Raw genomic sequence first — 17852 nt, 5'->3', positions numbered from 1 at the left:
GAGCAACTGCGGCAGGCGTTTCGCGGCCGGCTCTATCCGGCCTTGGTGAGGGCTCTCGAGGCGCGTGGAGGCTGACTTTCAGCGGGGCTCAAGGCAGTCCGTCTTGCCGACGATCAAGATGTTGGGTTTCGTGGGCCGTGCTGCGACAAGGAATGTGATGCCCGATTCCGGCCGGTGCATCACCACCACCGTCAGGTTGTCGTCGAAGAAGTCCAGTTCGTCGACCAGCCGGTTGTAATCCATCCCCAGCAGTTTGGCGTAGACGAGGCCGGCCGCGCTGAGCGGGGTCTGCTCACCAGGGCGGGCGAAGTTTCCTTGCGCGCGAAAGAAGCGTTGTGTCGTGCCGGGCACGCAGGCGGTGTCCTTGGACTTCTCGGCCTTCTCCGTTACGCGCAGCACTCCCGCTCGCTGGACCAGGGGCGACGAAAGTAACTCGTTACCATCGCTGATCAGATTCTGTGTAGCGGATTCGAGAGTCTGCGGTTCCGGTCCCGAGCACCCGGTCAGTAAGGCGAAACAGACGCCAATCACCGCGACCCGGGAAGTCAGCTTCACAGATCGGACCTTATCGAAATGCCTTGGCGTGGCGGGCGGTATCGCAGCTATGGCACCAGAGAGGGCAGGCGAATGTGGCGCTGTGCTCGGTCGGGCGGGGCGTGTAAGCGAGGGAGTCGGCCCCAGGTGACGGGGTCGACTCCTACCGCTTGGACTCACCTTCCGCGTTAAGCCACTGTTCTGGTGCGGCCTGCGGTGCGGCGGGCGAGGCCTTGGTCGTCGAGGGTGGTGGTGAGGGTGCGGAGGGCGCGGCGGAGGGTCACCTCGTCGAGGTGGCCGTAGCCGAGGACGATGCCGTTCTTGGGGTGGGTGTGGGGGTGGTAGTAGTCGGCGAGGGTGGTGACGATGACGCCGCGGTCGCGGAGGGTGTGGGTCAGGCGGGGGGCGGGGAGTGCGGGGGGTAGGAGGAGGGTGGCGGCGGAGCCGGTGTCGGAGCCGAGGAGGCTGGTGTCGGGGTAGGCGCCGAGGGACTGGTGGAGCAGGGTGCGGCGTTGGGCGTAGAGGCTGGAGAGGCGGTCTACGCGGCGGGTGGGGCAGCCGGCTCTGAGCAGGTCGGCGGCTACCTGCTGGCACATGTGGGATGGCGGCTCGGGGCCGTAGGGCAGCCGTGCCTCGATGCCGGCGGCCAGGTGCTGGGGGACGATCAGGAAGGCGAGGCGCAGTGTGGGGGTGAGCAGGTCGCGGAACGAGCCGTACATGATCGTGCGGGAGGGGTCGATGGCCAGCACGCTGGGGCGGGGGTTGATGCTGGGGTTGAAGACGCCGTCGAAGGCGGGTTCGATGATCAGGGCGTTGTGGTCGGCGGCCCAGGTGGAGAGGGTGTGGCGGCGGTCGATGGACATGCGGGCGCCGAGCGGGTCGTTGCGTTCTGGGGTGACGATGACGGCGTCGCAGCCGGGTGGGATCAGGTCGGCGCGGGCGCCTGCGCCGTCGACGGGGATGGGGAGCACGGTGGCGTGCCGGGCGATCGCGTTGCGGAATTCGGGGGGTGCGGGGTTTTCGAGGCCGATGGTCACGGGGCGGTCGCCGGCGCCGGGGAGGGCCAGGCGGAGCGCTTCGGCGTGCCCGGAGACGACGATGACCTCGTGGTGGTCGAGGACGAGGCCGCGGGTGTCGCGGAGCAGTGCGGTGATGGCGTAGCGCAGTTCGGGCAGGCCGGCGGCGGGTGGCTCGTCGATGGGCGGGGCGTGGTGGCTGGCGCGGCGCCAGGCGGCGCGCCAGGCGGCGATCGGGAACGCCTCGGAGGTGGGCTGGCCGGGGGTCAGGTCGACCGGGCCCTGCGCGGGGGCGGGGGTCGTGGCTCGGGGCGCGCCGGGGTCGTCGGCGGGGGTGCGTATCGCGACGTAGGTGCCGGAGCCGTGTTTGCCGGTGACGTAGCCGTCGGCGAACAGGAGTTCGTAGGCGGCCAGCGCGACTCCGCGGGAGACCTGGAGCACGTCCGCCATGGTCCGGGTGGACGGCATGCGGGTGCCCGCGGCCAGCTGGCCGGAGTCGATGGCCTGCCGGAGCTGGTGGGCCATCTGGTCGTGGAGCGGTGTGGGCAGGTGTCGGTCTACTCGGATGGGTACGCGTAGTCCTTGCGGGTTGCGCATCCTGTCCCCCCGTTCGCGAAGCGGCGCCGATGACGGCGGTGGGCCGCCCTCATCGGCTGCCCCCTCATGAGGAAGGCGTGACATCCCGTTCCATCCGGTGGAACCTCATCGATCTGCGGGGCGGTAGCAGCAGCGCAAACCGGTTTGTACGGTGGTGCGCAGCTCGTCGCCGATGATCGGGTCGGCTTCGGTGATCCGGGCCAGGGCGCGCCTGATGGCCTTGCCCACCGCGATCCTGGCCCGCTCCTCGCTGCCGGTGAACCGGCGCACCCGCCCGCTCATGCCGGTGGCCGCGGCCAGCTCGTCCACCAGCCAGTCCCGCTCGGCGCGCAGCGTCTCGGTCCGGCCGAGGTCGTGCTGCGACTCCAGCTCGTCGATCTCGGCCTGCAGCTGGGCGAGCCGCTGCTTGTAGGTGCGCTTGGCCTGCTCGTCCAGGACGGGCTGCGCGGTCTCGGTCTCGCCGTCGATCATGCCGGGCCCGGCGGCCAGGTCGGTGGCCCGGATCTCGCAGCCGGGGTTGGCGATCAGGGTGGCCAGGTGGCGCATGCCGACGCTGTGGTCGACCAGCACGGTCCGCCCGTTCAGGTCGATCTGCCAGTGCCGTCCGTGCCGGCGGCACTTGCCGACGTCCTTGGACTTGATCGGGGCGCGTGACTCGGGCACCGACGGCAGCACCATGCCGAGCTCGGCCGCCTCCTCGGTCGCCAGCGCCATCTCCCGGGCGGCGTCGTCGTTCGGGCCGTTCCGCCGCGCCAGCGCCTGTCCGAGCCGCCATCGCGACAGGACCGCCGCCGGCCAGTGCCCGAGCGCCAGATTGTCCTGTACGGCACCGCGCAGATGATCCACCGCCCGGTCCAGGTCGCCGACGGTGAGGCTGGCAACGCCGAGCGCGTGCCGGGTCGAGCCGAAGCAGGAGACGCCCAGGCTGACGATCACGGGCAGCCGGGCGAACGGGGCCAGCAGCTGGTAGGCCTCGGCCGAGGTCTCGGCGTCGTCAAGCAGGTGGGCGGCTTCCACGATGCCGTACATGGTGGACAGCCAGCTGCTGGAGCGGGGCAGGTCGGCCAGGTCGCGGCCGCGCAGCCGGGCCAGCATGCCGGCGGCCAGGCGCTTGTCGCCCTTGGCGGCCGAGGCGACCGCGAGGGCCGCGAAGTAGGAGTTGTCGACGGCGCTCAGCATCGGCGAGTTGACCATCTCCAGCAGCACCGGGACCAGTTCGGCGATGCGGCCCTGGTACCAGCGGATGGTGCCGAGCTGGCCGCCGTACCAGCCGGTGGTGTCGACGTCGCCGGCCACGGCGCCGCGCTCGGCGGCCACGTTGGCGAGGTTCTCGGCGTGGCCGAAGCGGCCGGTGCGGATGGCGAGCATGACGTCGATGGCGCTCACCACGAAGCCGACGGCGCGGTTGTCGTGCAGGTCGAGGCGGGAGCGCAGCTCCTCGAGGGCGCGCTCGGCGTGCGGGTCGGCGGCCATGAAGCGGTCCACGGTCTGCCAGAGCAGGCCCATCAGCAGGTCGCCGCGGCGGCCGGTGCTCCCGGCCGTCGAGACCAGCTCCTCGGCCAGGTCGGCGCGGAGCATGCCGTGCTCGGGCGCGAGCAGGCAGTGGTGGGCGAGGCTGAGCGCCTCGGCGAGGGCCTGCGTGTCCCCGGCGCGGCGGGCCTCTGCGACGATCTTGATGATGGCGGCGTGCTCCGCGGTGCGGTAGTCCTCCTCGCCGGCGAGCCGGGCGCGCAGCCGCAGCGCCAGCGTCGATCGCGGGTCGATGGCGGACAGGGCGTGCCGCTGGCGCATCCGGATCAGGCCGGCTTCCACGGTGGTGCGGTGCTCGTGCACCCAGACCCCGCCGAGCCCGAGGGCGGCGCGGGCCATCGCGGGGGCGTTGTTCTCGCCCTGCGCCATCCGGTAGGCGTCGTCGAACCACCGCCGTGCCGCCTGCAGGTCGCCGTCCACATACAGCGCTCGTTCCCCGGCGACGAGTGTGAATTCGATGCCGTCGCCGAAGTCGGCTGAGTAGGTCTCCAGCCCCTGTACCAAGCTCACGGCTTCCTCTCATCCTGCAGCTCGATTTCGGTCCCCCTGTATGAGACAAGTGACCGCTTGCACGTTCCTTGACGGCCGCTTGCTCACACCGAGTTCCGTGACACGTGATGGAACGGAATGGAACGCCCTACCAGGGTGAGGTTCTGTAGTTGCCAGGTTGTTGCCAGGTCGGCGCAGCAGAACTCTCGCTGGTCACAACGGTCCGCGAGCGCGGCTGGTTCAGCCTGCGGGGTTATCTCCCTGACGGACGTTTCCCCGCCCGGCGGGCGGCGCGATGCGAGCCGGTCCCGGTCAGCGCGCGGACCGAGAGCTCGTCGTAGCGCTCCTGGTCGGCCTGTTCCCGGCTGAGAAGGGTGCCCGCGACCGCGCACAGGAACCCGAACGGGATCGACACCAGGCCGGGGTTCTCCAGCGGGAACACGTGGAAGTCCACCCCGGCGGGGAGCAGCGACAGGCTGGCTCCGGTGTCCGGGTCGACCTTGCCGGAGACCACCGGCGACAGCGCCATCAGCAGCAGCGAACCGGACAGGCCGCCATAGATGCCGGCCACCACCCCGGTGGAGTTGAACCGCTTCCAGAACAGCGACAGCACGATGGCGGGCAGGTTGGCGGAGGCGGCCATCGCGAACGCGAGCGCCACCAGGAAGGCCACGTTCAGGTTGCGGGCCACCACCGCGAGCACCACGGCGAGCGCGCCGACCAGGAAGGCGGCGAACCGGGCCACCGCGACCTCCTGCGACTCGCGCGGCCGGCCGAACATCAGCACGTGCCCGAAGTAGTCGTGCGCCAGCGAGGTGGAGGAGGCCAGGACCAGGCCGGAGACCACGGCCAGGATGGTGGCGAAGGCGACGGCGCCGACGAAGGCGAGCAGGATGTCGCCGCCGATCGGGCCGCCGGCGAACTCGCCGAGGGTGTGCGCCAGCTGCAGGGCGGCGGTGTTGCCCGCCGGGTCCTGGGCGGCGATGGCGGCCTGGCCGACCACGGCGGTGGCGCCGAAGCCGAGCGCCAGCGTCATCAGGTAGAAGACGCCGACCAGACCGATGGCCCAGTTGACGGAGGTGCGGGCGGCGCGGGCGTCGGGGACGGTGAAGAACCGGCTGACGATGTGGGGGAGCCCGGCGGTGCCGAGCACGAGGGCGACGGCCAGGCTGATGAAGTCCAGCTTGTTGATCAGCGTGCGCAGCGGGTCGCCCTCGATCTCCTTGCCGTACTTGAGGCCGGGCTGGAGGAAGTCGGCGGCCCGGCCGCTGGCCTTGGCGGCGGCGCCGAGCATGTCGCTCAGGTTGAAGCCGAACCGGGCGAGCACGAGCACGGTGAGCACGAGCGTGCCCGCCATCAGCAGCACGGCTTTGATGATCTGCACCCAGGTGGTGCCCTTCATCCCGCCGTAGGTGACGTAGAAGACCATCATCAGGCCGACGACGATGATGGTGAGCACCTTGGCGGCCCCGGCGGACAGGCCGAGGAAGCTCTCGCCGGGGTGGATGCCGAGCAGCAGCGAGACCAGCGCGCCCGCGCCGACCATCTGGGCCAGCAGGTAGAAGACCGAGACGGTGACCGTGGAGACGGCGGCGGCGGTGCGCACCCGGGGCTGCCGCCTGGCCCGGTAGGAGAGCACGTCGGCCATGGTGAAGCGGCCCGCGTTGCGCATCAGCTCGACCAGCAGCAGGGTGAGCAGCCAGGCGACCAGGAAGCCGATGGAGTAGAGGAAGCCGTCGTAGCCGGACAGGGCGATGATGCCGGCGATGCCGAGGAAGGACGCGGCGGACATGTAGTCCCCGGCCAGGGCCAGGCCGTTCTGCGGTCCCGAGAAGGCCCGGCCGCCGGCGTAGAAGTCCTCGGCGCCCCGGGTGTTGGCCCGGGCCCAGACGGTGATGCCGAGGGTGATCAGGATGAACACCAGGAACAGGCCGAAGGTCAGGAACCGCCCGTCGCCCGGCATGTCAGCCCCTCGTCCAGTTCTCGATGCGCCGGCGCTCGGCCATGACCTGCTCGATGTGCTCGCGTTCGGCCTGGCGGCGTCGCGCCTCGTCGCGGAGCTGCGCGGAGAGGGGGTCGAGCATGCGGCGGGCGTAGCGGGTGTAGCGCCAGGCCAGTACGAAGGTGGAGACGAACTGCAGGACGCCGAGCAGGAGCGCCATGTTGATGTGGCCGAAGGCGGGGCGGGCCATGAAGTCGCGGGCGAACGCCGACAGCGCGATGTAGAGGAAGTACCAGCCGAGGAAGGCGGCGACGAGGGTGGTGGCCAGCCGCCGGAACCGGGCCTTGAGCAGGTGGAACCGGTGGTCGTGGGCGAGGGCGGTGAACTCCCCGCCGGGGACGGCCGACGTGCGCGGGTCTTCGGCCATCCGGCCCTCCGTTGTCACCCTGTGTGCCTATGTCACTCCATAACGAAACCAAACGATTGGGGTGGGTGCTGGTGTTTTCCGGAAAAATCTAGTCGGCTTCGGCGCTGCCGCTCACCCGGAGCTTGCGGCGGGCGCGCTCGTAGAAGGTGGTGGTGCCGAGCCGTACGACATGGGCGGCCGAACGCTGGGCGCTCACCGTGACCGACTGGCCGGGGGTCAGGTAGCCCGCGATCTGGCCGTCCACCTCGACGGCGAGGCGTCCGCTGGAGGGCAGCACGTCCAGGGTGACCTCCTCGTCGATGGACAGCACCAGGGCCCGGTTGAAGGTGGAGTGGGCGGCGGCGGGCACCACCAGGAAGCCTTCCACCGTCGGCGAGACGATCGGGCCGCCGGCCGAGAAGGAGTAGGCGGTGGAGCCCGTCGAGGTGGCCACGATCACCGCGTCGGCGGCGAGCCGGACGAACGGGTTGCCCTCCACCGAGACCGACACGGCCGCCAGGCCGTCGCCGGGGGTGCGGACCAGGGCGATGTCGTTGAACGCGCGCACCGCGCCGATGCCGGGCAGCATGGCCTGGACGGCCATTCTCGGCTCGATCGTGTACTGCCGGTTGTCGATGGCGGAGAGCGCGGGCGGCAGCTCCCGTACGTCGATCTCGGCGAGGAAGCCGAGCTTGCCGAGGTTGACGCCGAGCACGGGGGTGCTGCGGCCGGCGTTGAGGCGCATCGCGCGCAGCATCGTCCCGTCGCCGCCCAGGCTGACCAGGAGGTTGGACCGGCCCGCCAGCGAGGCCGCGTCCACCGCGACCGCGCTGCAGTCGATGCGGTCGACCTCCTCCCGCAGGCCGAGCACGGTCACCTGGCGGGCGCGGGCCCAGTCGATGATCGTCTCGATGGCTTCCCTGGAGTCCCGCCGCGGGTGCAGGACAATGCCGACCGTGCTCACCATGCCCATGCGGCAACTGTAGGCGGGGCGGGCTCGCGGGTGCTTGTCTGGCGCGCACGGCCCGCTTTCGGACTGATATGTGCGGAAATATTGATCTCCGGAACCTGTATAGCTAGATTTCACGTTCAGCTGCCTAGGGGGCTTGGTGGCGGCTGGAGGCTTGATGGGCGAACTGGTGCAGACGGCGCTGGAGTTTCCGGCCGTCCTTTTCACGTTCGCGCTGCTGGTCGTGCTGGTGTTCTGGGTGCTGGTGGTGACCGGCGTGGTCGGGCTGGACGACGATGAGCTCCTGAGCGTGCCGGTGGCCGCCGCGGTCTCGCTCTTCGTCGCCGTCGCCTGGTTCGTCACCCTGGCCGGAACGGCCCTGTTCACCGGCGGCCTGGCCAGGACCGCCGCGCTCGCCGTCGCGCTGGCCGGGGGCTGGCTGAGCGGGCGCCTGCTGCTGACCGCCGTGCGCAAAGCGCTGCCCGCGGCCAAGGCACCTTCCCGTACGGACTTCGTCGGCCGCACCTGCGTCCTGCGGACCAGCACCGTCACCCGGGATTTCGGCCAAGCCGAAGTCCACGCCGAGGACGGCTCCTCCGCGGTGATCCAGGTCCGCCAGACCGGCACCGACACCTTCCGCGCGGGCGGAACCGCACTGATCTTCGACTATGACGCGGAAGGCGAGTTCTTCTGGGTCATGCCCTACGAGGGGGAACTGTAGATGGATGTCATCTCCGCCGGCGCCGGGATCTTACTCGCCGTCGTCCTGCTGATCGTCATCGGCCTGGTGTTCGTCATCAGCCGCCTGTTTCGCAAGGTCGAGCAAGGTAAGGCGCTGATCGTCTCCAAGGTGCGCCGGGTGGACGTGACGTTCACCGGCGCGGTGGTCCTCCCGGTGGTGCACAAGGCCGAGGTGATGGACATCTCGGTGAAGACCATCGAGATCGAGCGGTCCGGCAACGAGGGGCTGATCTGCCGGGACAACATCAGGGCCGACATCCGGATCACCTTCTTCGTCCGGGTCAACAAGACCGCCGAGGACGTGGTGAAGGTCGCCCAGGCCATCGGCACCGCCCGGGCCAGCGACGAGGGCACCCTGCAGACGCTGTTCAACGCCAAGTTCTCCGAGGCGCTCAAGACCGTCGGCAAGCACCTGGACTTCGTGGACCTCTACACGAAGCGGGACGAGTTCCGCGACCAGATCCTGCGCGTCATCGGCACCGACCTCAACGGCTACAGCCTGGAGGACGCGGCCATCGACTACCTGGAGCAGACCCCGCTGGCCAAGCTGGACCCGGCCAACATCCTGGACGCCCAGGGCATCCGCAAGATCACCGAGCTGACCGCGATCGAGCACGTGCGCACCAACGAGTTCCAGCGCAACGAGGAGAAGGAGATCACCCGGCAGAACGTGGACGCCCGGGAGGCCATCCTGGAGCTGGAACGCCGCCAGGCCGACGCGGAGACCAAGCAGAAGCGCGAGGTCGAGACCATGCAGGCCCGCGAGGAGGCGGAGACCGCCAAGGTCCGCGCCGAGGAGCGCCTCAAGGCCGAGGCCGCGGCCGTGAAGACCGACGAGCAGTTGGGCATCCAGCGGGAGAACCGGGACCGGGAGATCGCGGTCGCGCAGAAGAACCGCGAGCGGGTCATCGCCATCGAGAGCGAGCGGATCGAGAAGGACCGCCTGCTTGAAGTGATCGCCAGGGACCGGGAGACCGAGCTGTCCAGGATCGCCAAGGACAAGGAGCTCGAGGTCGAGAAGCGGGCCATCGCCGAGGTGATGCGGGAGCGCATCGCCGTGGACAAGACGGTGGCCGAGCAGGAGGAGAACATCAAGCGGCTGCGCGTGGTGGAGGAGGCCGAGCGCACCCGCCAGGCCGTCATCATCGGCGCCGAGGCCGAAGCCCAGGAGAACCTGGTCAAGGACATCAAGGCGGCCGAGGCCGCCGAGCAGGCCGCCAAGTTCCGGGCCCGCGAGGAGCTGGTGCTGGCCGAGGCCCGGCAGCAGGCCGCCGAGCTGGACGCCCGCGCCAAGATCCGGCTGGCCGAGGGCGTGCAGGCCGAGGCGGCCGCCACCGGGCTGGCCGAGGTGCAGGTCAAGGAGCGGGACGCGGTCGCCATCGAGAAGGTGGGCCGGGCGCAGGCCGCGGTGGACCGGGAGATGGCGCTGGCCAGCGCCGAAGGCACCCGGGAGCGGCTGAAGGCCGAGGCGGACGGCGAGCAGGCCAAGGCGCTGTCGGCCGCCATGATGGTGGGGGAGAAGCTGAAGGCCGAGGCCGAGGGTCTCACCGAGAAGGCCGCCGCGATGGCCGCCATGACCGACGCCAGCCGGGGGCACGAGGAATACCGGCTGCGGCTGGAGGCCGAGAAGGAGATCCGGCTGGCCGGGGTCAAGGCGCACCGCGAGGTGGCCGAGTCGCAGGCGGCCGTGCTCTCCGCCGGACTGCAGAAGGCCAACATCGACATCGTCGGCGGGGACTCCATGTTCCTGGACAAGCTGGTCGGGTCGGTGGCGCTGGGCAAGAGCGTGGACGGGTTCCTGGACAGCTCGGAGGCGGCGCGGGCGATCGCGGAGCCGTACCTGAACGGGTCTGGGAGCCTGGCCGACGATCTGGCGAAGATCGTCGGTGGGGTGGACAGCGCGGACGTGCGGAATCTGACGTTGTCGGCGTTCCTGGTCAAGCTCATCCAGTCCGGCGGCGCGGACGCCGACAAGCTGCGTGAGCTGCTCGGCACCGCGCAGCGGCTCGGGCTTGCCGAGGCGCCGGTGGCCGCGCTCGCCCCCGCGAAGTCGTGACCGTCAATCTGGACGCGGGCACGTACGAGATCCTGCGTGCCCGGCTGGCCGAGCAGGCCGGAGCGTTGGCCACGGCGGCGGAGGCGCTCAACGAGCGGCGGCTGGGCGTGTTCGGCAGTTCGGAGTTGCGGCTGATCGGGACCGAGCGGATCAGGACCGAGAACAACTGCGTGCCCAGGGACATCGTGTCGGCCGGGGACACCATGGTGTTCGGGTACAACGTGTTCATCGGGCTCAAGCCGCAGACGGCCGTGGCGGACGTGTTCGCGTTCCACCGGTTCTCGCGGGACGGGGACGCGTACCGGTTCGACGACGCGCCAGGGCTGTTCACCGACCCGCAGTTCGAGCGGGACTTCAGCGAGCTGTACCGGTATTACAAGGGGACGCGGCTGCTGCAGCTGCGGCGGATCGAGGGACGGCTGCTGGCGGTCTTCCAGACCGGGCCGCAGGACATCCGGGTGCTGCGGTGGGCGGTGGGCAACGACGGGACGCTCACCTACCTGGACAACCGGGGGGAACGCGATCACGTGTTCCCGCCCGCGCATGACTTCGAGTGGGTCGAGACCACGCGGGACGATCATGTGCTGGGGCGGCATCCGCACATTTCGATCGGGGGTGAGCTGTTCGTCGAGACCGTCGGCGGGGATCTCACGATCAAGATCGAGAACAATACGGAGACCGGGGAGGGCATCTACACCGAGCCGGTCGCGGAGCCGTTGCAGAGCCTGGCCGACGCGGATGTGTGGCATGCGCGGGTGGGGCCGCTGGTGTTGCTGAAGATCAGGCCGTACAAGGAGAGCGACTGGCGGTATCTGGTGTTCAACACCAGGACCAGGGAGGTCGTGCGGCTGGACGGGATCGGGCAGGCGTGCCGGCGGCTGCCGGAGGATCAGGGGATTATCTTTCCGGGGGGTTACTACCTGACCACCGGGGTCGTGAAGACCTTTGAGACCGATGTGGCCAGCTTGGAGTATGAGCGGGTCATCCGGGCTGAGGAGGATGTGCTTTACGTCTTTCATGCCCGGGAGGAGGGGCGGTCGCTGCTGCTGCCGTACAACGTGATCCGTAAGGAGGTGGCGACGCCGATCTCCTGCCATGGGTACTCGTTGTTCGACGACGGGACGCTGGTGGTGTTCAAGGCGGTGTCGGATGAGCCGACTCGGGTTCATCCGATGCAGGTGTGGCAGACGCCGTACACGACGGAGGCGGCCGCGCCGACCGGGACCGGGCAGTTGGAACGGATCGGGAACGGGGAGCTGGTCCGGGGCATCTCCGATTGTTTGTCGATTACGCGGATGGTGCGGGAGATGTCGCCCGCCGCGCCGGTGTTCGAGGCGCTGATCGCGGCGTGTGAGCGGGCGTTCGACGCCTATCACTGGCTGGGCGAGCATGAGCTGCGGGAGCCGCTGACGGCGTTGCGGGCCACCGCCGAGCAGGTGCTCGACGAGTTCGAGAACGTGCAGGAGCTGACCGCGCAGGCCGTGCTGGCGCTGGACGAGGCCGCCGCGCGGATCAAGGGCATCGAAGGGGACGGGGTGACCCGGCTGGCCGAGTTGCGGCGGGCGCAGGGGCATCTGGTGACGTTGCGGGAGCGGCGGCACATCGACCTGGCCCGGCTGGACGGCATGGCCGCGGGGCTCGCGGATGAGCTGGCCAGGACCGCCGGGCGGGTCGTCGACCAGCTGAAAGGCGCCGACGCGTTCACCGGCTACCACGACGAGGTGAACCGGCTGGCCGCCGACGCGGAGGCGATCACCACCGTGGCCGGGGCCGGGCCGGTGACCGAGCGGCTTGACCGGCAGGCCACCGGGCTGGAGACGCTGGTCGAAGTGGTCGGCACGCTCACGGTCGAAGCCACCGTGCGGACCGCCATCCTGGAGCAGATCGGGGCCGTGCTGGCCGGGGTCAACCGGGCTCGGGCCACGCTGGAGGCGCGCCGGCGCGAACTGCTGGGCAGCGAGGGGCGTGCGGCCTTCGCGGCCGAGTTCGCGCTGCTCGGGCAGGCCGTCGCCGCCGCGCTCGCCGGGGCGAACACGCCGGAACGCTGCGACGAGCAGCTCGGGCGGCTGCTGCTCCAGCTGGAGGGGCTGGAGTCGCGTTTTACCGACTTCGATGACTTCCTGGCCCAGTTGGAGCAGAAGCGGGAGGACGTCTACGAGGCGTTCTCGGCGCGCAAGCAGACCCTGCTGGACGAGCGGGCGCGCCGGGCTGACCGTCTCGTCGAGTCCGCGGACCGCGTCCTTGGGAGCGTACGGCGTCGCTCGGCCGGGCTGGGGACGCTGGAGGAGGTCAACACCTACTTCGCCGCCGATCCGATGGTGGCCAAACTGCGTGCCGTCGCCGAGGAACTGCGCGAGCTCGGGGACCAGGTGCGGGCCGAGGAGCTCGACGGTCGCGTCCGGGCCGCCCGCCAGGAGGCCGGGCGATCCCTGCGTGACCGTCTCGACCTGTTCGACGGCGACGCGGTGAAGCTCGGGCGGCATCGCTTCGCCGTCAACACTCAGCCCGCCGATCTGACCCTGGTGCCGCACGAAGGCGGCATGTCGTTCACGATCACCGGCACCGACTACCGTTCGCCCGTCGCCGATCCGGCGTTCGAGGCGACTCGCCCGTTCTGGAACCAGCTGCTGGTGTCCGAGACCGCCGAGGTCTACCGGGGCGAACACCTGGCCACCTCGGTCCTCGCCGCCGCTTCCGACCAGCCCGACCTGCTCGCCCTCGTCCGGCGGGCCGCCGAAGAGCGTTTCGACGAAGGGTACGAGCGGGGGGTGCACGACCACGACGCCGCCGCGATCCTGGAGGTGGTGCAGCGCCTGCACGCCGGAGCCGGGCTGCTGCGGTATCCGCCGGAGGCGCGTGCCGCCGCTCAGTTCTTCTGGGTGTTTGGTACGGATTCCGCGGGGCGCGAGCGGTGGACTACGCGGGCGCGGTCGCTCGCACGGGCACGGGACATGTTCGGCGGGAACCCTTCGGCCATCGCGGAACTCCAGAGGGAACTCGCCGAGGCCATCACCACCTTCACCGAAACACACGTTGATTCCGGGCTCGCGGGCTCTGTTGGGCTTCCCGGCCACCAGGCCGCCCCGTCGGCACCAGGGACACCGGGTGCGGCCGGCCCGTCAGCAGCGTCGGCGGTGGGGATCGGCGCCGCCGATTACCTCTTCGAGGAGCTGGCCGATACCGCGGAAGGGTTCGTGACCAGCGCAGGAGTCCGCTCATTCCTGGACAAGTTCCATAATTCGCTCGGGCCGGAGCGGGTCAAGGCGCTCACCGACGAGCTGGCGGGGCTCGACCTGCGGGCTCGGTACCAGCTCGCGCTGGCCTGGCTGACGTCGTTCGCCGCGACGGTCGAATCGGGAGACGTGCTGCGGGAGGCTGTCGCGGTGCTGCTGTGCGACCTGCCGCGGCAGGAGTCGTCGGCGGTGTTGAGCGGGACGGCCGAAGGGCTACTGGGGTCGCATCCCCGGATCGAAGGGCGGCGGTTGGAGATCCGGCTGGACGAGATTCTCGCGCGGACCCGGCGGTTCCGGGATGAGCGTATGCCCGCGTACCGGGCGTATCAGCGGCAGCGTGGCGAGCTTGTCGCGGCCGAGCGGCGGCGGTTGCGGCTGGAGGAGTTCCGGCCGAACGTCATGAACGCCTTCGTACGCAATCGGCTGCTCGACGAGGTGTACCTGCCGTTGATCGGGGACAACCTGGCGAAGCAGCTGGGGGATGGGAACCGTACCGACCAGATGGGCATGTTGTTGCTCATCTCGCCGCCCGGATACGGCAAGACGACCCTGATGGAGTATGTCGCCAGCCGTCTCGGCCTGGTGTTCGTGAAGGTCAACGGGCCCGCGCTGGGGCACGCGGTGACCTCGGTGGATCCCGGCGAAGCGCCCGGCGCGACCGCCAGACAGGAGATCGAGAAGATCTCGTTCGCGCTGGAATGCGGGAACAACGTGCTGCTCTACCTCGACGACATCCAGCACACCTCGCCGGAGCTGCTGCAGAAGTTCATCTCGCTGTGCGACGCCCAGCGCCGCATGGAAGGCGTCTGGAACGGGCGCACCCGGACCTATGACCTGCGGGGCAAACGTTTCGCGGTGTGCATGGCGGGCAACCCGTACACCGAGTCGGGGCAGCGGTTCCGCATTCCCGACATGCTGGCCAACCGCGCCGACGTCTGGAACCTCGGCGAGGTCCTGTCCGGCAAGGAGGACCTCTTCGCCCTCAGCTACATCGAGAACGCCCTGACCTCCAACGACATCCTCGCCCCCGGCGCCGACCGCGGCGACATCTCCCAGCTGGTACGGCTCGCGCGCGGCGAAGGCAACGCCGACCAACTCGACCACCCGTACGGCGCCACCGAACTGGAACAGATCCTCGGCGTCCTGCGCAACCTCCTGCGCGTCCAGGAGATCGTCCTGGCGGTCAACCGCGCCTACATCGCCTCCGCGGCGCAATCCGACGCGAGCCGTACCGAACCGCCGTTCCTGCTCCAGGGCTCCTACCGCAACATGAACAAACTCGCCCAACGCGTCGTCCCCGTCATGAACGAGACCGAACTCAACGCCATGATCGACGACCACTACCTGGGCGAGGCCCAGACCCTCACCTCCGGCGCGGAATCAAACCTCCTGAAACTAGCCGAACTACGCGGCACCCTCACCCCCGCCCAGGCAGCCCGCTGGGCCGAAGTGAAGGAAGGCTACCTCCGCGAACGCGCCCTCGGCGGCACCACCGACGACCCGATGACCCGCGCGGTCGGCGCCATCGGCCTCCTCGCCGACCACGTCTCCGGCATCGAAAAGGCCTTAACCAGAAACGACCCCTAGAAACCCGACTGGCTACTCGCCGTTATTCGGGTGTGCTGCGCCAGGCACTGCCGGGCCAGCAGATGCTGCCAGAGCTTGCCTGGAGTGAGCTCCAGCTGCATACGATCGTTTTGCGGCCTGGCCGCACCGGCCTCGGGACGCGGCAACGATGGGGAGGTTGGGCGTGAAGCTCGGATTTCACTACTGGAACTACTCGACTCCGGACGATCCTGCACAGATAGCCTTGACGCTGGCGGAGACCGCCCGGATCGCCGAGCAGTCGGGGGTCTCCTCGTTCAGCGTGATGGATCACTACTTCCAGATGGAGCGTGCCGAGGAGCCGATGCTCGAGGGCTACACGACGCTCGGGTATGTGGCGGCGCTGACCGAGCGGATGACGCTCCGGATGCTGGTCACCGGCGTGATGTACCGGCATCCGGGCCTGCTGGCGAAGATCGTCACCACGCTCGATGTGCTGTCGGTCGGTCGGGCGGCGCTCGGCATCGGCGCCTCATGGTACGAGCGCGAGCAGCGCGGCCTCGGCGTGCCGGTGGTGCCGGTCGCCGAGCGGTTCGAGCGACTGGAGGAGACGCTCCAGATCTGCCGGCAGATGTGGAGCGACGACAACGGCCCTTACCGGGGACGGCACTACCAACTGGAGGAGACGCTGTGCGTCCCGGCCCCGCTGGGCCGCAGCCACCTGCCGATCATGATCGGCGGTGGCGGTGAGAAGAAGACACTGCTGCTGGTCGCCCGGTACGGCGATGCCTGCAACCTGTTCGCCACCGACGTGGACGACGTGGCCCGCAAGCTGGAGGTGCTGCGCACGCACTGCGCCGCCGAGAACCGCGACTACGACGCCATCGAGAAGACCGTGGCGGCGATGGGCCCGATACTGGACGACCCCGACGCGTTCTTGGCCGACGCCAAGCAGTACGCCAAGCTGGGCGTGAGCGAGATCCAGGTGATGCCGGACAGGCACCCGGTCGCCTTCGCCGAACAGCTTGCCGAACGCATCACGCCCCGGCTCGCCGACATCGGTTAGGAACCGTGTTCGCGCGGCCCTTGGTCCACCAGGCCGCCCGGGCGCTAGAGGGCCGCGCGGTAGATGTCCTTGGTGAGTTTGGTGATCTTTTTGGTTGCGTCGTGCCAGGGGGTGGTTTGGGTGGTGAGGAGGACCAGGATGTAGCGGTTGCCGAGGAGGCCGGTGGTGTGGAGGACCGGGTTGGTGAAGTCGATGTCGGCGAAGGATGTTCTGGCACGGACGCATTTGGAGGGTGGGATGGAGCCGTAGCCTGACCAGCCTTGCTTGATGGCCCAGGGTTTGGGGACGGCTCGGGGGATGCCGAAATATTGGTCGAAACCGTCGCTGCCGCATTGGTCGGCGTTGCGGAGCTGGGTGAGGATGGTGGAGCGGACCTTGGGGTCGGCCTTTTCGAGGATGTAGCGGTAGACCTTGGCGATGTCGAGGGCGCTGATGGCGGTGTAGCCCCAGAAGCCGGGCTTGTCGGCGGGTGGGGGGCTGGTGTCGGTCAGGCCGATGCGCTTGGTCATCCGGAGGATGATCTTGCCTTGGCCGCCGCGGCGCCAGAGGGCGGTGGCCGCGTTGTCGTCGCTGACCCGGAGCATCGGCTGGAGCAGGGCGAGGTCGGGCTTGGCGACGTCTTCCAGATGGTCGATGGCGATAAGAAGCTTGACCACCGAGGCGGAACGGAACCGTTTGTGGACGTTCCGGAAGACGGTCACCTTGCGGAGTTCGCGGTCGAACACCACGTATCCGGCGGTCACTCCCTTGGGAACGAGCACGGGCTTGCGCACGGTCGGGGAGGGCGATGGCGTGGCCGCGGAGACGAACGAGGCCGCCTTCGCGACCGGAACTTCCGCCTCCGGCGCGCAGCCGGCGACAGCGGGAGCGGCAAGAAGTAGGGCAACGGAGGCCACCATGGTCGGGCGCACGCGCCAAAGTTAGCCGACGATCGGAATTCGTCGCGCCGATATGAACCACTTTTGGTCCCGCAGCCACTCAATGGACAGCAATCGCCCCAGCCGAGACCAGTTGATGATGTAAGCGCCCAGCCGTCGCCCACCGACGTATGGCAGGTGCCAGCCGAGGCCAATCGATAACGGTACGCGTCCAGCCCTCGCCCATCGACGGACGGTAGGTGCCCAGCCGAGGGCATTCGGTGACGGTAAGCGTCCAGCCGTCGTCCATCGACGGACGGTAAGCGTCCAGTCGAAAGCCAATCGATGACAGTAAGCGCCCTAACGTAGGCGCGTTTCGTCTGGGTGGCGGCCCGGCTTTTCGTTTGTTCGCTCGGGGAGCGGCCCTATGCCACTAACCTTCTGTGCTCATGGTGCTACTGCGGGTCATCGCATCTTTGGTCCTGTTATTGCAGCCGATTCCCAGCGCGGAAGTCGGTCAGTTACTGGGGATTCCGGCGTATTTCGCGCCCGAGACCTGGGATCGTCTGAGCGGCCCGGGAATCGCGGTGGCCAATCCGGTGTCCGGGCCGGGGCGTACCGTCGATCTGGAGCTCGCGAACGCCATGCGCGCGGCGCATGAGCGCGGCGTCACCGTGCTCGGCTACGTGACGACCGCATACCTGGGCAGAACCGGGCGGGTAACTCGATTCGGTGAGACCGATTCCGCCGCCTGGCTGGCCCAGACCCAGCAGGAGATCGCCGCCTGGTATCGCCTGTACGGTGCCCACGGCCTGGCCGGGATCTTTCTAGACGAGGTCGCCGACGACTGCCCCTCCGCCCCCGGCTACCGCGACCTGCGCACCTTCACCC

12 protein-coding genes are annotated in these 17852 nt (G+C 69.3%); 5 read left to right on the top strand and 7 right to left on the bottom strand.

Translation table 11 applies throughout. The annotated features are described in order from the left end of the window. Positions 1 to 78: 78 nt before the first annotated feature. The 6 genes from Aple_RS50640 to Aple_RS50615 all read right to left on the bottom strand — a co-directional run bounded on the left by Aple_RS50640 (position 79) and on the right by Aple_RS50615 (position 7487). Positions 79 to 555, bottom strand: a complete 477-nt coding sequence (locus Aple_RS50640; RefSeq protein WP_155351974.1) for a hypothetical protein — start codon at positions 553 to 555, stop codon at positions 79 to 81. 167 nt (positions 556 to 722) lie between these two features. After that, positions 723 to 2147 carry an aminotransferase-like domain-containing protein gene (locus Aple_RS50635; protein ID WP_170322071.1) on the bottom strand — a complete coding sequence of 475 codons (1425 nt, stop codon included), beginning with the start codon at positions 2145 to 2147 and terminating at the stop codon, positions 723 to 725. Positions 2148 to 2252: 105 nt separating this feature from the next. Beyond that, on the bottom strand, positions 2253 to 4187 hold the full coding sequence (locus Aple_RS50630) for a hypothetical protein (protein WP_246265609.1): 1935 nt from the start codon (positions 4185 to 4187) through the stop codon (positions 2253 to 2255). Positions 4188 to 4419: 232 nt separating this feature from the next. Continuing rightward, a complete protein-coding gene (locus tag Aple_RS50625) occupies positions 4420 to 6129 on the bottom strand; it encodes a monocarboxylic acid transporter (RefSeq protein ID WP_155351972.1) in 1710 nt (569 codons plus the stop codon). 1 nt (position 6130) lies between these two features. Continuing rightward, complete coding sequence (locus tag Aple_RS50620) at positions 6131 to 6535, bottom strand: DUF485 domain-containing protein (protein WP_155351971.1); 405 nt, start codon at positions 6533 to 6535, stop codon at positions 6131 to 6133. An 88-nt stretch (positions 6536 to 6623) separates the two neighbouring features. Continuing rightward, complete coding sequence (locus Aple_RS50615; RefSeq protein WP_155351970.1) at positions 6624 to 7487, bottom strand: NAD(+)/NADH kinase; 864 nt, start codon at positions 7485 to 7487, stop codon at positions 6624 to 6626. Positions 7488 to 7641: 154 nt separating this feature from the next. On the opposite strand from Aple_RS50615, the gene Aple_RS50610 reads away from it, so the two are divergent. The 4 genes from Aple_RS50610 (at position 7642) to Aple_RS50595 (ending at position 16104) form a co-directional block, all read left to right on the top strand. Next, a complete protein-coding gene (locus Aple_RS50610; protein WP_155351969.1) occupies positions 7642 to 8184 on the top strand; it encodes a hypothetical protein in 543 nt (180 codons plus the stop codon). After that, the gene (locus Aple_RS50605; RefSeq protein ID WP_155351968.1) at positions 8185 to 10260 is read left to right on the top strand and encodes a flotillin family protein; all 2076 of its coding nucleotides are present in this window, start codon (positions 8185 to 8187) and stop codon (positions 10258 to 10260) included. After that, entirely contained in the window at positions 10257 to 15080 is a 4824-nt protein-coding gene (locus Aple_RS50600) for a DNA repair ATPase (RefSeq protein ID WP_155351967.1), read from the top strand. Before Aple_RS50605 ends, Aple_RS50600 begins: the two co-directional genes overlap by 4 nt. 163 nt (positions 15081 to 15243) lie before the next feature. Beyond that, positions 15244 to 16104 (top strand): LLM class F420-dependent oxidoreductase, encoded by an 861-nt coding sequence (locus Aple_RS50595; RefSeq protein WP_170322070.1) that lies wholly within the window; start codon positions 15244 to 15246, stop codon positions 16102 to 16104. A gap of 44 nt (positions 16105 to 16148) precedes the next feature. Here Aple_RS50595 and Aple_RS50590 read toward each other — a convergent pair whose 3' ends face one another. Then, positions 16149 to 17015, bottom strand: a complete 867-nt coding sequence (locus tag Aple_RS50590) for a serine hydrolase (RefSeq protein ID WP_246265607.1) — start codon at positions 17013 to 17015, stop codon at positions 16149 to 16151. A gap of 395 nt (positions 17016 to 17410) precedes the next feature. Here Aple_RS50590 and Aple_RS50585 point away from each other — a divergent pair. Beyond that, on the top strand, positions 17411 to 17852 hold a 442-nt coding region (locus tag Aple_RS50585; RefSeq protein WP_218038935.1), incomplete at its 3' end, for a spherulation-specific family 4 protein.

The sequence above is a fragment of the Acrocarpospora pleiomorpha genome, from assembly GCF_009687885.1.
In the GTDB taxonomy this organism is placed as follows: Bacteria; Actinomycetota; Actinomycetes; order Streptosporangiales; family Streptosporangiaceae; genus Acrocarpospora; species Acrocarpospora pleiomorpha.
This window is presented reverse-complemented; position numbering and strand designations above follow the sequence as displayed.

Coding starts and splice junctions, on each gene's coding strand:
- Aple_RS50615 (WP_155351970.1), bottom strand. CDS start 7,487: ATGGGCATGGTGAGCACGGTCGGCATTGTCCTGCACCCGCGGCGGGAC.
- Aple_RS50605 (WP_155351968.1), top strand. CDS start 8,185: ATGGATGTCATCTCCGCCGGCGCCGGGATCTTACTCGCCGTCGTCCTG.
- Aple_RS50625 (WP_155351972.1), bottom strand. CDS start 6,129: ATGCCGGGCGACGGGCGGTTCCTGACCTTCGGCCTGTTCCTGGTGTTC.
- Aple_RS50620 (WP_155351971.1), bottom strand. CDS start 6,535: ATGGCCGAAGACCCGCGCACGTCGGCCGTCCCCGGCGGGGAGTTCACC.
- Aple_RS50635 (WP_170322071.1), bottom strand. CDS start 2,147: ATGCGCAACCCGCAAGGACTACGCGTACCCATCCGAGTAGACCGACAC.
- Aple_RS50610 (WP_155351969.1), top strand. CDS start 7,642: ATGGGCGAACTGGTGCAGACGGCGCTGGAGTTTCCGGCCGTCCTTTTC.